Raw genomic sequence first — 12816 nt, forward strand, 5'->3', positions numbered from 1 at the left:
CCAGGGGCGCTTCCGCGTAAGTTTCTTCCCTCCACCACGACAGAGGGGCGTCTTCAACGTCCGCGGATGCGGTGACCTTCATCATTTACCTACGGGAGTCCCCCCTTGACACGACGACGCCTGATACTCGCGGCCGTGATCGCCCTGCTGGTCGCGGCCTACTTCCTCAGCGGCGCCAATCAGGCCCTGACCCTCGACAACCTGCAGGCCGAGCAGGATCGCTTCCAGGCCTGGCTGGCCGCGGAACCGCTGACCGTCGCCGGCGGCTTCTTCCTGATCTATGTGGCGATCACCGCCGTCTCGCTGCCCGGGGCGACCTTGCTGACCCTGCTCGGCGGGGCGTTGTTCGGTTTCGGCTGGGGGCTGCTGCTGATCTCCTTCGCCAGCACCCTCGGTGCCACGCTGGCCGCGCTGATCGCCCGCACCCTGGCGCGCGCACCGCTGGAGCGGCGCTTTGCCACGCAGCTCGCCCGCATCAACGCCGGCATCGAGCGCGAGGGGGCCTTCTATCTCTTCACCCTGCGACTTATCCCGCTCTTCCCCTTCTTCGTCATCAACCTGGTGATGGGGCTCACCCGCATGCGGTTGCGGACCTTCTACTGGGTCAGCCAGGTCGGCATGCTGCCGGGCACGGCGGTGTACGTGAACGCGGGGCGCGAACTCGGCAACCTGGAGTCGCTCTCCGGGGTCCTCTCCCCGGGGCTGATCGGTTCCTTCGTGCTGATTGGCCTCTTTCCCTGGCTGGCCCGTGCCCTGGTGGCCATCGGCAAGCGGCGCCAACTGGCCCGCCGCTTCGACCGCCCGCGACACTTCGACCAGGACATCGTGGTGATCGGCGGCGGATCGGCCGGGCTGGTCGCCAGCTACATCGCCGCGGCGGTGAAGGCCCGGGTGGCGCTGGTGGAGCGCGACCGCCTGGGCGGGGACTGCCTGAACACCGGCTGCGTCCCCTCCAAGGCGCTGATCCGGGCCGCGCGGGTCGCCAGCGAGATCCGCGAGGCCCCGCGGTACGGGGTCAGCGCCGGGGCGCCCGAGGTGGACTTTGCCGCCGTGATGGGCCATGTCCACCGCGCCATCCGCGAGGTGGAGCCCCACGACAGTCGCGAGCGCTACGAGGGGCTGGGCGTGGAGGTGATCGCCGGTGATGCCGTGCTTGAGGATCCCTGGCGAGTGCGTATCCGCGACGCCGACGGCGAGCGGGTACTGACCACGCGCCATGTGATCATCGCCAGCGGGGCACGGCCGCGCGTGCCGCCGCTGCCCGGCCTGGAGGAGATCGAGGTGCTCACCTCCGACAACCTCTGGCGACTCGAGACCCTCCCCGAGCGCCTGGTAGTGCTGGGCGGTGGTCCGATCGGCTGCGAGCTGGGCCAGAGCTTCGCCCGGCTGGGCAGCCGGGTGGCGATGGTGGAGATGGGCGGCCAGTTGCTGCCTCGTGAAGACCGGGAGGTGGCCAGCGAGGTCGAGGCCCGGCTGGGCGAGGAGGGCCTGGCCGTCCATCTCGCCACTCGGGCGCTGCGGTTGGTGGCCGAGGAGGGCGGTGGCCATGCCCTGGAGGTCGAGCGGCGCGACGCCCAGGGCGAACCGGTGATCGAGCGGCTGCCCTTCTCCCACCTGCTGGTCGCGGTAGGACGCCAGGCCAACGTCGAGGGAATGGGCCTCGAGGCCCTCGGTGTCGAGACCCGGCCCGACGGCACCCTGGCCGTGGACGAATCCCTGCAGAGCGTGCTGCCCAATGTCTGGGCCTGCGGCGACGTGGCGGGACCCTACCAGCTGACCCACGCCAGCGCCCATCAGGCCTGGCATGCCACGGTGAATGCGCTGTTCGGCGAGCTCAAACGGTTCCGGGTGAGCTATAGAGCCCTGCCGGCGGTCACCTTTACCGACCCCGAGGTGGCGCGGGTCGGGCTCAACGAGCGGGAGGCCCTCGATGCGGGCGTCGAGGTCGAGGTCACGCGCTACGCCTTGAGCGAGCTGGATCGCGCCATTGCCGAGGGCAGTACCCGCGGCTTCGTGAAAGTGTTGACCGTGCCCGGCCGTGACCGGATTCTCGGGGCCACCATCGTCGGCCAGGGGGCGGGGGAGATGCTGGCCGAGTTCACCCTGGCGATGACCCGCGGCATCGGGCTCAACAAGCTGCTGGGCACCATCCATCCCTATCCGACCCACAGCGAGGCGGTCAAGGCCACGGCCGGGGTCTGGAAGAATGCCCACAAGCCGGAGCGCCTGCTGGGCTGGCTGGCGCGCTATTTCGCCTGGCGTCGGGGTGGCGACGGGACCGACGAGGCAGGAAACTAGCATGCTCGACCGCTGGACCATGCCGCTGACCCAGGGCCCGCTGTCGACCCTGGCCCGCGGTCTCGCGACGCTCAGGGTGCGCCCCGATCAGGTGACGGTCGCCGCCTTCCTGGTGGGGATGCTGGCCCTGCCGCTGCTGGCTCTCGGCTGGTACCTGCCGGCGCTGGTGGTCATCCTGCTCAATCGCCTCGGCGACGGGCTGGACGGCGCGCTCGCCAGGCTGACGGGGGAGGCGAGCGACGCCGGGGGCTTCCTCGACATCGGCCTTGACTTCGTCTTCTACGCGGCGGTGGTGCTGGGCTTCGCCTTGGCCGACCCGGCGGCCAATGCCCTGGCGGCGTCCTTCCTGCTGTTCGCCTTCATCGGCACCGGGACCTCCTTCCTGGCCTTCGCCATCATGGCCACCCGCCACGGCCTCGAGCGGCCGCGCTTCCAGCAGAAGGCCTTCTACTACCTGCATGGCCTGACCGAGGGCACGGAGACCGTACTGGCCTTCGTGCTCTTCTGCCTGTTCCCCGCCCACTTCGCGCTGCTGGCGATGGTCTTCGGCGGGGCCTGCCTGGTGACTACCGCCACCCGACTGTGGGGCGGTCATCGCACCTTGCGGGCCTTCGAGCAGGAGCGCCCGAAACGATCGCCTCCCTGAACGACGAAGGGGCAGCCCATGGCTGCCCCTTCGTGATCCCGGTCTCGCCTCTCGGCAGCCGGTGCGGTCACCGCGTACGTTCAGTGCTCGTGGCCGCCCTCGCCGTGCACGTGGCCGTGCTCGACCTCTTCCTCGCTGGCCTCGCGGACCTCGGCGATTTCCACGTCGAAGTTCAGGGACTGGCCGGCGAGCGGATGGTTGCCGTCGACGGTGACCGTGTCGCCCTCGACCTTGGTCACGGTGACCATCAGCGGGCCGCCCTGGGTCTGGGCCTGGAACTGCATGCCCGGCTCGACGCTGTCGACGCCCTGGAAGGCGTCACGCGGCACTTCCTGCACGAGCTGAGGCTGGACCTCGCCGTAGCCTTCTTCCGGGGCAACCTTGGCATGGAGCTTGTCGCCGGAGGCGCGCCCTTCCAGCTGCTTCTCGAGGCCCGGAATGATGTTGCCGGCGCCGTGGAGATAGGTCAGCGGCTCGCGGCCTTCCGAGCTGTCCAGCACTTCACCTGCATCGTTGGTCAGGGTGTAGTGGAACGCGACAACGGAATTCTGCGCAATCTGCATTGATGAACCTTTCGGTGAGTGCATGTAGCACGACATGGTAACGCGGCAGTCAAGCGACTGTCAGGGGCATGGAGGAAATTCAGGATGTGAGGGCCGAGCCTGAGCCGCATTCACGCCTTTGCGGTCCCGGGTCGGGGGACTTTCGGACGGTTGCGTGGCCTACCCGGCAGGGATACCCTTGCCTGAGTCCGTTTTCCCGATTCCCTTCTATCGACCCTTCCATGGAGAGTGCCATGACCTTGACCCTGATCTGGCTGATCGCCTTCGCCGTGTTCCTGTATCTCTTCCTCAAACGCTGGGAGGCTTCCGTCAGCGGTATCCTCGACAAGCTGCTGCCTGCCGTACTGCGCAGCGAGGATGATCGCTGGGTATGGTGTCCGGCCCTGGCAGTTCTGGGTGCCACTTTCATCGTGCGGCCCGTGGACATGCTCTTCACCGTGATCGTGATTGGCCTGGTGGCGCTGGTCGCCACCAAGCTGGCCGGCTGGGCCATGAACAAGGTCGACCTGCACTGAGGATGTCCCGGCGACGCCGGATGTCACCAACGCAACAAGAACGCAACGAGGAAGGCCCGCGGATCGCTCCGCGGGCCTTGTTCATTGACGGCCGCCCATGCTCCCGAGGCGACCAGCATCACTCTCAGTAGGGGGCCACGCTGACGCTGCTGCCGCTGCCGATCAGGCGGACGCGCTGGCCGACCTGGAAGTTCTGGTCCGCCTTCTGGACCACGACCACGTTCCGGCCGTTGTCCTGGCGGATCTCCATTTCCCAGGCGGTGATGCGGTTGGTCGACTCCTCGACCTTGGTGCCGGCCACGGCGCCGCCGATGGCGCCGGCCACGGTGGCCAGCTGGCGTCCGCTGCCGCCGCCCACCTGGTTGCCGAGCAGGCCGCCGATCACGGCACCGCCGCCGGAGCCGAGCAGGCCGCCGGCGCGGCTGTCGGCCTGGATCTGCACCTGGCGCAGGGCGGTGATGGTCCCGAAGGTCACGGTCTGGGCCGACTTGGCCTGATTGCCGCTGTAGACGTTGCCCGAATAGGGGGCGGTGTTGGCACAGCCGGCCAGGGTGAGGATGCCGATGGCCAGAACGGGAAGAAGGCGTTTCATGCAGGATCTCCTTGATGTCCGTGACGAACACTCGGTCCCGGATGGTGACCAAAGGTTAATGGACAGTGTTCTTTAACGAGTCTACCCACTGCGAACCGGCTTGGCCAGCGCGTCGGGCTTCCTGCCACGAGTGTAGCGTCGCCTTGCGGTCAACAATATGAAAAAAGGGAGGCCAATCGGCCTCCCAAGGGTTCCAGTCGTTACCGCCAGTGGCCTCAGCCGAACTGGTTCATGGTGTTGTCCTTGCCGCCGGCCTTGAGTGCCGCCTCGCCGTGGAAGAACTCCTTGTGGTCGTCACCGATGTTGGAGCCCGCCATGTCCTGGTGCTTGACGGTGGCGATGCCCTCGCGGATCTCCTTGCGCTGCACCCCGGCCACATAGGCCAGCATGCCCTCGTCGCCGAAGTAGCCCTTGGCCAGGTTGTCGGTGGAGAGGGCCGCGGTGTGGTAGGTCGGCAGGGTGATCAGGTGGTGGAAGATGCCGGCCTCGCGGGCGGCGTCGCGCTGGAAGTTGCGGGTCCACTCGTCGGCCAGCCGGCCGAGTTCGGTGTCGTCGTAGTCGGCACTCATCAGGTTGTTGCGGTCGTAGGCGGAGACGTCCTTGCCTTCCTGCTCCCAGGCATCGAACACCTGCTGGCGGAAGTTCAGGGTCCAGTTGAAGGACGGGCTGTTGTTGTAGACCAGCTTGGCGTCCGGGCAGACCTCGCGGATGCGGTTGACCATCCCGGCGATCTGGCCGACGTGGGGCTTCTCGGTCTCGATCCACAGCAGGTCGGCACCGTTCTGCAGGCTGGTGATGCAGTCCAGCACCACCCGATCCTCGCCGGTGCCCGGCTTGAACTCGTAGAGGCCGGAGGCCAGGCGCTTGGGCTTGACCAGCTTGCCGTCCTGCTTGATCACCACGTCGCCGTTGTTGATATCGGAGGCCGAGGCGATCTCGTCGCCGTCGAGGAAGCTGTTGTACTGGTCGCCGAGGTCGCCCGGTTCGTTGGTCACGGCGATCTTCTGGGTCAGGCCGGCGCCCAGGGAGTCGGTGCGGGCCACGATCACGCCGTCATCCACGCCCAGTTCCAGGAAGGCATAGCGCACGGCGTTGATCTTGGCGATGAAGTCCTCGTGGGGCACCGTGACCTTGCCGGCCTGGTGGCCGCACTGCTTCTCGTCGGAGACCTGGTTCTCGATCTGGATGCAGCAGGCGCCGGCCTCGATCATCTTCTTGGCCAGCAGGTAGGTGGCCTCGGCGTTGCCGAACCCGGCATCGATGTCGGCGATGATCGGCACCACGTGCGTCTCGAAGCCGTCGATCTTCGCCATGGCCTCGTCGGCCTTTGCCTGGTCACCGGCCTTCCTGGCTTCGTCCAGGTCGCGGAAGAGATGGTTGAGCTCCCAGGCATCGGCCTGGCGCAGGAAGGTGTAGAGCTCCTCGATCAGGCCCGGCACGGTGGTCTTCTCGTGCATGGACTGGTCGGGCAGGGGGCCGAACTCGGAGCGCAGGGCGGCGACCATCCAGCCGGAGAGGTAGAGATAGGAGCGCTTGGTGGTGCCGAAGTGCTTCTTGATGGATATCATCTTCTGCTGGCCGATGAAGCCGTGCCAGCAGCCCAGCGACTGGGTGTACTGCGAGGTGTCGGCGTCATAGGCCGCCATGTCCTCGCGCATGATCCTGGCGGTGTAGCGGGCGATGTCCAGGCCGGTCTGGAAGCGGTTCTGCACGCGCATGCGGGCGGCATGCTCGGGGTTGATGTTGTCCCACTTGCCCTGCTGGGCTTCACGCAGTTGAGCCAGAGCCTTGAGTTCGTCTTTGAATGTCGTCATGGGGCCATCCTTCGGGTCAGGAGTGGAATCTCGTGATCGCGATGTCGGAAAAGAACCGGTGTCGCGGCCGCTGGAGTCGCCTGCTGCATCATTCGGCAATGCCTTATGCTGCACCTGCGAAGTACTGTCAGGGTCGACCAGATGCCGGGGCTTGTCTCTACGGCCTTGGTCGAACCCTGGGGAGGGTATGCCAGCCGATCTGCCTGATCCTGTCGGTCGCCAGGCAAACAGCCGTTTTACCCTCGCCATGTGAGCCACTATGGCCCCTGGTGACGGGCTTCAGCAATTGACCCTTGGGGGGAGAGGGCGTTGTAGCTCGACTACAGGATGGGGCGGCGAGCGGCCTTTCCTGTAGTCGAATTTCCTCGGGGAGGGAGGGGAGGCGCGACTCAAGCGTCCAGGTCGAGGCACATATTGCGATGCGGAATGCCCGCGTCGAGGAACTCGTCACCGAAGGCCACGAACCCCAGGTGCTCGTAGAACGCCAGGGCGTGGGTCTGGGCGGCGAGTTCCACCCTGGCATGGCCATCGCGGCGGGCGGCCTCGATGGCGGCCCGCATCAGGGCCGCACCGATGCCCAGGCCGCGGGCCTGGGCGAGCACGGCCACCCGTCCGATATGGGCATCGGGCAGCAGCCGGGCGGTGCCCAGCGGGAGGTTGTCGTGCAGGGCCAGGAAGTGGCGGCACTCGGGATCGCGGCCGTCCCACTCCTCCTCCTGCGGCACTCGCTGCTCCTCGATGAACACGAGCCGGCGAATCGCCGAGGCGGCCTCGCCGAGTGCCGACCAGTCCCCTTCGCATATCTCGATGGAGGTATCCATGGGCTCACTCCTCCGCGAAGTCCCCGGCCCAGCCGAGGCTGCCGATCTCGAGCAGGCGGGCGAGCAGCGCGGCGGCCCCGGGCAGGGCGAGCGCCTCGGCGTCCAGCGGGGCGTCGGAGGCCACATGCCGGGCCAGGGGCAGGGCACAGTTCAGCCCGTCGCCATCGGCGAAGAGGGTCGCGCGGTCGCCGTCCAGGGCCCGCCAGGCGAAGCGCGAACCGGGGCTTCGTACCAGTTCCTCGCCCTCCTGTAGGGCGGCGACAAGGGCCTCGACCTCGGTCGGGCTCTCGGTGGGGACCAGCTGGTCGACGTACTTGGGCTGGGTCATCACACGGCCGAACCACTGGGCCAGCTGGGCCGGGTCGTCCAGGGTCTCCAGGATCAGGCGGCGCATGCGCGCCACGGCAGCGTCATCGAGCTCGGCGGGGTCCTCGGGCGGCGCCATGCCGGCATCGGCGTAGCGCCTCGATGCCGGCAGCTGCTCGCCGAGATAGTCGGCGAAGGACGTGATCGCCTCGTCCGCGGAGGGGGCGCGAAAGCCCACCGAGAGCGTCAGGCAGTCGTCTGACTGGCTGACGCCATGATGGGCCCAGGCGGGCGGCAGGTAGAGCATGTCGCCCGGCTCGAGCACCCAGTCATCACTTGGGGCCACCTCGAAGCGCTCGAGGATGCGCAGGTCGATGCCGTCGAGGATGGGGGCCTCGTCGTCGACCTTTCCGCCCAGCTGCCAGCGGCGCTGGCCGCTGCCCTGCAGCAGGAAGACGTCGTACTGGTCGACATGGGGGCCGACGCTGCCGCCCGGGGGAGCGTAGCTGATCATGATGTCGTCGAGCCGCCAGCGTGGCAGGAAGTCGAAGGCCTCGAGCAACTCGGCCACCTCGGGCACGTAATGGTCCACGGCCTGCACCAGCAGGGTCCAATCCCGCTCGGGCAGTGTGGCGAAGGTGGCCTCATCGAAGGGGCCGTGGCGAACCTGCCAGGGGCCGTCGGCACCCTGTTCCTCGACCAGGCGGGCCTCGACGCCTTCCTCGCAGGCCAGCCCGGCCAGTTCGTCCGGGTCCAGCGGGCACTGGAAGTCGGGGAAGGCGCCGCGGATCAGCAGCGGCTTCTGCTGCCAGACGTCGCGCAGGAACTCGGCGGCGGTCAGGCCGCCCAGCATGGGCAGCGGCGCATCGGAGTTCATAGCTTCCTCGCCTGCTCTTTCGCGTTGCCGATATAGGTCGCCGGGCTCAGGGCCTTGAGCTCGGCCTTCACCTCGGCAGGCAGTTCCAGGGTGTCGATAAAGGCGGCGAAGCCGGTCTGGTCGATGCGCTTGCCGCGGGTCAGCTCCTTGAGCTTCTCGTAGGGCTTCTCGATGCCGTAGCGGCGCATCACCGTCTGGATCGGCTCGGCGAGCACCTCCCAGCTGGCATCGAGGTCCTCGGCGATGCGCGCCGGATTGGCCTCGAGCTTGCCGATGCCCTTGAGCGAGGCCTCATAGGCGATCAGGCCGTAGGCCAGGCCGACGCCCAGGTTGCGCAGCACCGTGGAGTCGGTGAGGTCGCGCTGCCAGCGGGAGATCGGCAGCTTCTGGGCCAGGTGGCCGAGGATGGCGTTGGCAAGCCCGAGGTTGCCCTCGGAGTTCTCGAAGTCGATGGGGTTGACCTTGTGGGGCATGGTCGAGGAGCCGATCTCGCCCTCGACGGTCTTCTGCTTGAAGTAGCCCAGCGAGATGTAGCCCCAGACGTCACGATCGAAGTCGATGAGGATGGTGTTGAAGCGGCACACCGCATCGAACAGCTCGGCGATGTAGTCGTGGGGCTCGATCTGGGTGGTGTAGGGGTTGAAGGTCAGCCCCAGGCCCTCGACGAAGGTGCGGGCGTTGGCCTCCCAGTCCACCTCCGGGTAGGTGGCGAGGTGGGCGTTGTAGTTGCCCACCGCGCCGTTGATCTTGCCCAGCATCTCGACGCCCTCGATCTGCGCGAGCTGGCGGCGCAGCCGATAGGCGACGTTGGCCATCTCCTTGCCCAGGGTGGTGGGGCTCGCCGTCTGGCCGTGGGTGCGCGAGAGCATCGGCTGGGCGGCGTGCTCATGGGCCAGCCGGGCGATCTCGTCGGCCACCCGGTGCATCACCGGCAGCAGGCTCTTCAGGCCGTCGGTCAGCATCACGCCGTGGGAGAGGTTGTTGATGTCCTCGCTGGTGCAGGCGAAGTGCACGAACTCGGTGACGGCGTGCAGTTCGGGCTGGCCGGCGATCTTCTCCTTGATGAAGTACTCCACCGCCTTGACGTCGTGGTTGGTGGTGCGCTCGATCTCCTTGATGCGCTCGGCGTCCTCCAGCGAGAAGTCGCGCAGCAGCGTCTCGAGGAAGGCGGTGGCCTCGGCGGAGAGCCTGGGGACCTCGGTGATCTGCGGGTGCTCGGCGAGACGCTGCAGCCAGCGAATCTCGACGATGACCCGGGCGCGGATCAGGCCGAACTCGCTGAAGTGCTCGCGCAGGGCCTCGGCCTTGCCGGCGTAGCGGCCGTCGACGGGGGAGAGGGCGGTCAGGGCGGAGAGAGGCAGGGAAGCGGCTTGCATGGTCGGGTTCCGGTCAAGGGAAGTGGAAGGGTCAGCCCAGCTGGTCGAGGGTCTTCTTCAGGGCGCCTCGCTGGAAGACCAGCTTCCAGCGCCGCCCCCCCTGCTGGTGCCAGAGCAGGGCGAAACGGATGCCGGCGAGCAGGATGGCGCGCACCCGCTCGGGCATCATGCGACTCTGCAGCAGCGAGGGGTCGCCCTGGACGACGATCCGGGTCTTGAGGGTCGAGAGGGTTTCCTGATAGGCCTCGCCGAGGCTGGCGATGACGTTCTCGTGGGTCTCGCCGAAGTGCTCGGCCTGGCCCTGGATCCGGGTCAGGCGCGTGCCGAGGTCATCCATCATGGCATCGTTGCCGCGCAGCTTGTTCATCAGCATCAGCAGCGAGAAGCCATAGCGCAGCACCACCGGGTTGACCTGCTGGCGGCCGACCACACCCTCGAGCACCTCGAGGCCGCGGCGCAGGTTGTTGGGGTGGCCGCCGTAGATCGCCTCGAAGCTCTCGGGATTGGTGTCCAGGGTGGCGCGAATCAGCGTCTCCCAGGCGCGCTGGTCGACCTGGCCGGTGCGGGCGAGCTCGTCGACCAGGCTGGCGGCCTGGAAGACCCCGGCGAGTGCCAGGGCCTGGCGGGCCGTCGGGGTGTCCGGGGCGCGGTGGATCGGGGTCGAGGCGGTCATCAGGCAGGCTCCGTGGCGTTCCAGGTCTCGCGGATCACCCCGCCGCCGAGGCAGATCTCACCATCGTAAAGGACCAGCGACTGACCGGGGGTGACGGCGCGCTGGGGCTCATCGAAGCGTACCGCCACCCCGCCATCCTCCCGCGTGTGGAAAGTACAGGGCACGTCGGCCTGCCGGTAGCGGGTCTTGGCGGTGTAGCGGCCCTCGGCGGCCGGAGGCGTGCCGGCCACCCAGTCCATGGCCTCGGTGGCCAGCGCATCGGTATAGAGCAGCGGGTGATGCTTGCCCTGCACGGCGACGAGCACGTTGCGCTCGAGGTCCTTGGCGGCGACGTACCAGGGCGCGTCCGGATGGTTGGCGAGCCCGCCGATGCCGAGCCCCTGACGCTGGCCGAGGGTGTAATACATCAGCCCCATGTGCTCGCCGATCACCTCGCCCTCGGGGGTCTCGATCACGCCGGGCTGGGCGGGCAGGTACTGCTTGAGGAAGTCGCGGAAGCGGCGCTCGCCGATGAAGCAGATGCCCGTCGAGTCCTTCTTGCGCGCGGTGACCAGGTCATGGCGCTCCGCGATGGCGCGCACCTCGGGCTTCTCCAGCTCGCCCACCGGGAAGAGCGTGCGGGCGATGGCGGTCTCGGGGACGGCATGCAGGAAATAGCTCTGGTCCTTGTTGGGATCGAGCCCCTTGAGCAGGCGTGCGTGGCCGTCGCGAACGGCGCCACGGACGTAGTGGCCGGTGGCGATCTTCTCGGCACCCAGCATCTCGGCGTACTCCAGGAACACCTTGAACTTGATCTCGCGGTTGCAGAGGATGTCCGGGTTCGGTGTGCGCCCGGCCTGGTACTCGGCCAGGAAGTGTTCGAAGACGTTGTCCCAGTACTCGGCGGCGAAGTTGGCGGTGTGCAGCCGGATGCCGAGCTTCTCGCACACGGCCTCGGCATCGGCCAGGTCGGCCTTGGCGGTGCAGTACTCGGTGCCGTCGTCCTCGTCCCAGTTCTTCATGAACAGGCCTTCGACGTCGAAGCCCTGCTCCAGCAGCAGCAGGGCAGACACGGAGGAGTCGACGCCGCCGGACATGCCGACGATCACCTTGCCTGTGGTGGCGGTCATGGGCGCTCTCGAATCGGGTATGGCTCAAATGGGCGGGGATTATACATGATACGAGCGCCGAGCCGCCAAGTTCCAAGGAGCAAGGGGGCTCGTTACTTTCTACTTGAGCCTTGGCTTGGCAGCTTGGCAGCTTGGCAGCTCAGCCGCTCAGCCGCTCAGCGCTCGTGGATCACGTCCATGGGATAGAAGCGGCTCGCCAGGGCATCGCGGACGCGCCGCATCACCAGCGGGCTGCGCAGGCGGCCTTCCCGGTCCAGCGCCTCGAGCTCGTCGAGGGTCAGCCAGTGCACGGCGAGGATGGCCGGGTCCAGCTCGTTGCCCAGGTGGGCCAGCGCCATGCCGAAGAAGCCGTGGCTGTGGAAGGTCAGGCCATCCGGTGTGCGGTAGACGTACATGCCCAGGTAGTCGGTGATGCCTACCTGCCAGGCGGTCTCTTCGCGCAGCTCGCGAAGGGCCGCCTCCTGGATGCGCTCGCCGGGCTCCAGGTGGCCAGCGGGCTGGTTGAAGAGGGTCTCGGGCCCGCCACGGTCCTCCTCCACCATCAGGAAGCGCCCGGCCCGCTCCACCACGGTGGCCACGCTGATATAGGGCTGCCAGCGGCTCATCGTCGGCCTCCTGTTGCTCGGCCCCGACGAGCGCCTGCCGGCGGCCTGCGCGGGGCGTGAAGGGTCTCCCGTCGCCACTGCCCGGGGGCCAGGCCGTCGAGGCGCCAGGGGCCGATGGCCACCCGGACCAGCCTCAGGGTGGGATGGCCGACATGGGCGGTCATGCGGCGGACCTGGCGATTGCGGCCCTCGGTGATCGTCAGCTCCAGCCAGGTGGTGCGCGGGTGGCGTCGCGTGTCCAGGGGCGGGTCGCGTTCGGGCAGCCCGCTCTCGGCCAGGCGCCGCACCTTCGCGGGCCGGGTCCTGCCGTCCTTGAGCATGACGCCGTCGCGCAGTGCCTGCAGGGCGGCCTCGTCGGGCTCACCCTCTACCTGCACGCGGTAGGACTTGGGCTGCTTGTGGCGGGGGTCGCTGATGCGATGGATCAGCTCGCCGTCGTCGCTGAGCAGCAGCAGCCCCTCGGACTCATGGTCGAGTCGACCCGCCGGGTAGATGCCGGGCACATCGATGACCTCGGCCAGGGTCGCGCGGCGCTCCGATTCGTCGACACGACGGTCGGTGAACTGGGAGAGCATGCGGTAGGGCTTGTGCAGCAGGTAAAGGTTCATCGTGTCCTTCCAC

Annotated in this window: 13 protein-coding genes; 3 read left to right on the top strand and 10 right to left on the bottom strand. The window is 67.9% G+C overall.

The genetic code is table 11. The features are described 5' to 3' along the window. Positions 1 to 105 precede the first annotated feature (105 nt). Complete coding sequence (locus tag QLQ83_RS18785) at positions 106 to 2298, top strand: FAD-dependent oxidoreductase (RefSeq protein WP_282737015.1); 2193 nt, start codon at positions 106 to 108, stop codon at positions 2296 to 2298. Between the two features lies 1 nt (position 2299). Then, on the top strand, positions 2300 to 2944 hold the full coding sequence (locus QLQ83_RS18790) for a CDP-alcohol phosphatidyltransferase family protein (RefSeq protein ID WP_282737016.1): 645 nt from the start codon (positions 2300 to 2302) through the stop codon (positions 2942 to 2944). 80 nt (positions 2945 to 3024) lie between these two features. On the opposite strand, the gene QLQ83_RS18795 is transcribed toward QLQ83_RS18790, so the two are convergent. After that, a complete protein-coding gene (locus QLQ83_RS18795; protein WP_282737017.1) occupies positions 3025 to 3507 on the bottom strand; it encodes an FKBP-type peptidyl-prolyl cis-trans isomerase in 483 nt (160 codons plus the stop codon). A 233-nt stretch (positions 3508 to 3740) separates the two neighbouring features. On the opposite strand from QLQ83_RS18795, the gene QLQ83_RS18800 reads away from it, so the two are divergent. Then, complete coding sequence (locus QLQ83_RS18800; RefSeq protein ID WP_282737018.1) at positions 3741 to 4022, top strand: hypothetical protein; 282 nt, start codon at positions 3741 to 3743, stop codon at positions 4020 to 4022. Positions 4023 to 4146: 124 nt separating this feature from the next. Here QLQ83_RS18800 and QLQ83_RS18805 read toward each other — a convergent pair whose 3' ends face one another. The 9 genes from QLQ83_RS18805 to QLQ83_RS18845 form a co-directional block, all read right to left on the bottom strand. Beyond that, complete coding sequence (locus QLQ83_RS18805; RefSeq protein ID WP_282737019.1) at positions 4147 to 4614, bottom strand: outer membrane lipoprotein; 468 nt, start codon at positions 4612 to 4614, stop codon at positions 4147 to 4149. A gap of 215 nt (positions 4615 to 4829) precedes the next feature. Beyond that, the gene (locus QLQ83_RS18810) at positions 4830 to 6428 is read right to left on the bottom strand and encodes an isocitrate lyase (RefSeq protein WP_282737020.1); all 1599 of its coding nucleotides are present in this window, start codon (positions 6426 to 6428) and stop codon (positions 4830 to 4832) included. A gap of 389 nt (positions 6429 to 6817) precedes the next feature. Then, positions 6818 to 7249 (bottom strand): GNAT family N-acetyltransferase, encoded by a 432-nt coding sequence (locus tag QLQ83_RS18815; protein ID WP_282737021.1) that lies wholly within the window; start codon positions 7247 to 7249, stop codon positions 6818 to 6820. Positions 7250 to 7253: 4 nt separating this feature from the next. Continuing rightward, entirely contained in the window at positions 7254 to 8432 is a 1179-nt protein-coding gene (locus tag QLQ83_RS18820) for a cupin domain-containing protein (RefSeq protein WP_282737022.1), read from the bottom strand. Continuing rightward, complete coding sequence (purB, locus tag QLQ83_RS18825) at positions 8429 to 9793, bottom strand: adenylosuccinate lyase (protein WP_282737072.1); 1365 nt, start codon at positions 9791 to 9793, stop codon at positions 8429 to 8431. The genes QLQ83_RS18820 and purB overlap by 4 nt, the downstream gene beginning before the upstream one ends. A 46-nt stretch (positions 9794 to 9839) precedes the next feature. Further along, positions 9840 to 10481, bottom strand: coding sequence for a high frequency lysogenization protein HflD (hflD, locus tag QLQ83_RS18830; protein WP_282737023.1), 642 nt, complete (start codon positions 10479 to 10481; stop codon positions 9840 to 9842). Continuing rightward, positions 10481 to 11590, bottom strand: coding sequence for a tRNA 2-thiouridine(34) synthase MnmA (mnmA, locus tag QLQ83_RS18835; protein ID WP_282737024.1), 1110 nt, complete (start codon positions 11588 to 11590; stop codon positions 10481 to 10483). The genes hflD and mnmA overlap by 1 nt, the downstream gene beginning before the upstream one ends. A 155-nt stretch (positions 11591 to 11745) precedes the next feature. Next, complete coding sequence (locus QLQ83_RS18840; RefSeq protein ID WP_282737025.1) at positions 11746 to 12195, bottom strand: NUDIX domain-containing protein; 450 nt, start codon at positions 12193 to 12195, stop codon at positions 11746 to 11748. Beyond that, positions 12192 to 12803: a pseudouridine synthase gene (locus tag QLQ83_RS18845; protein WP_282737026.1), complete on the bottom strand. Its 612-nt coding sequence runs from the start codon at positions 12801 to 12803 to the stop codon at positions 12192 to 12194. The genes QLQ83_RS18840 and QLQ83_RS18845 overlap by 4 nt, the downstream gene beginning before the upstream one ends. Between the last annotated feature and the right edge of the window lie 13 nt (positions 12804 to 12816).

Origin of the sequence: Halomonas rhizosphaerae, from assembly GCF_030010555.1 — a bacterium.
GTDB lineage: Bacteria > Pseudomonadota > Gammaproteobacteria > Pseudomonadales > Halomonadaceae > Halomonas > Halomonas rhizosphaerae.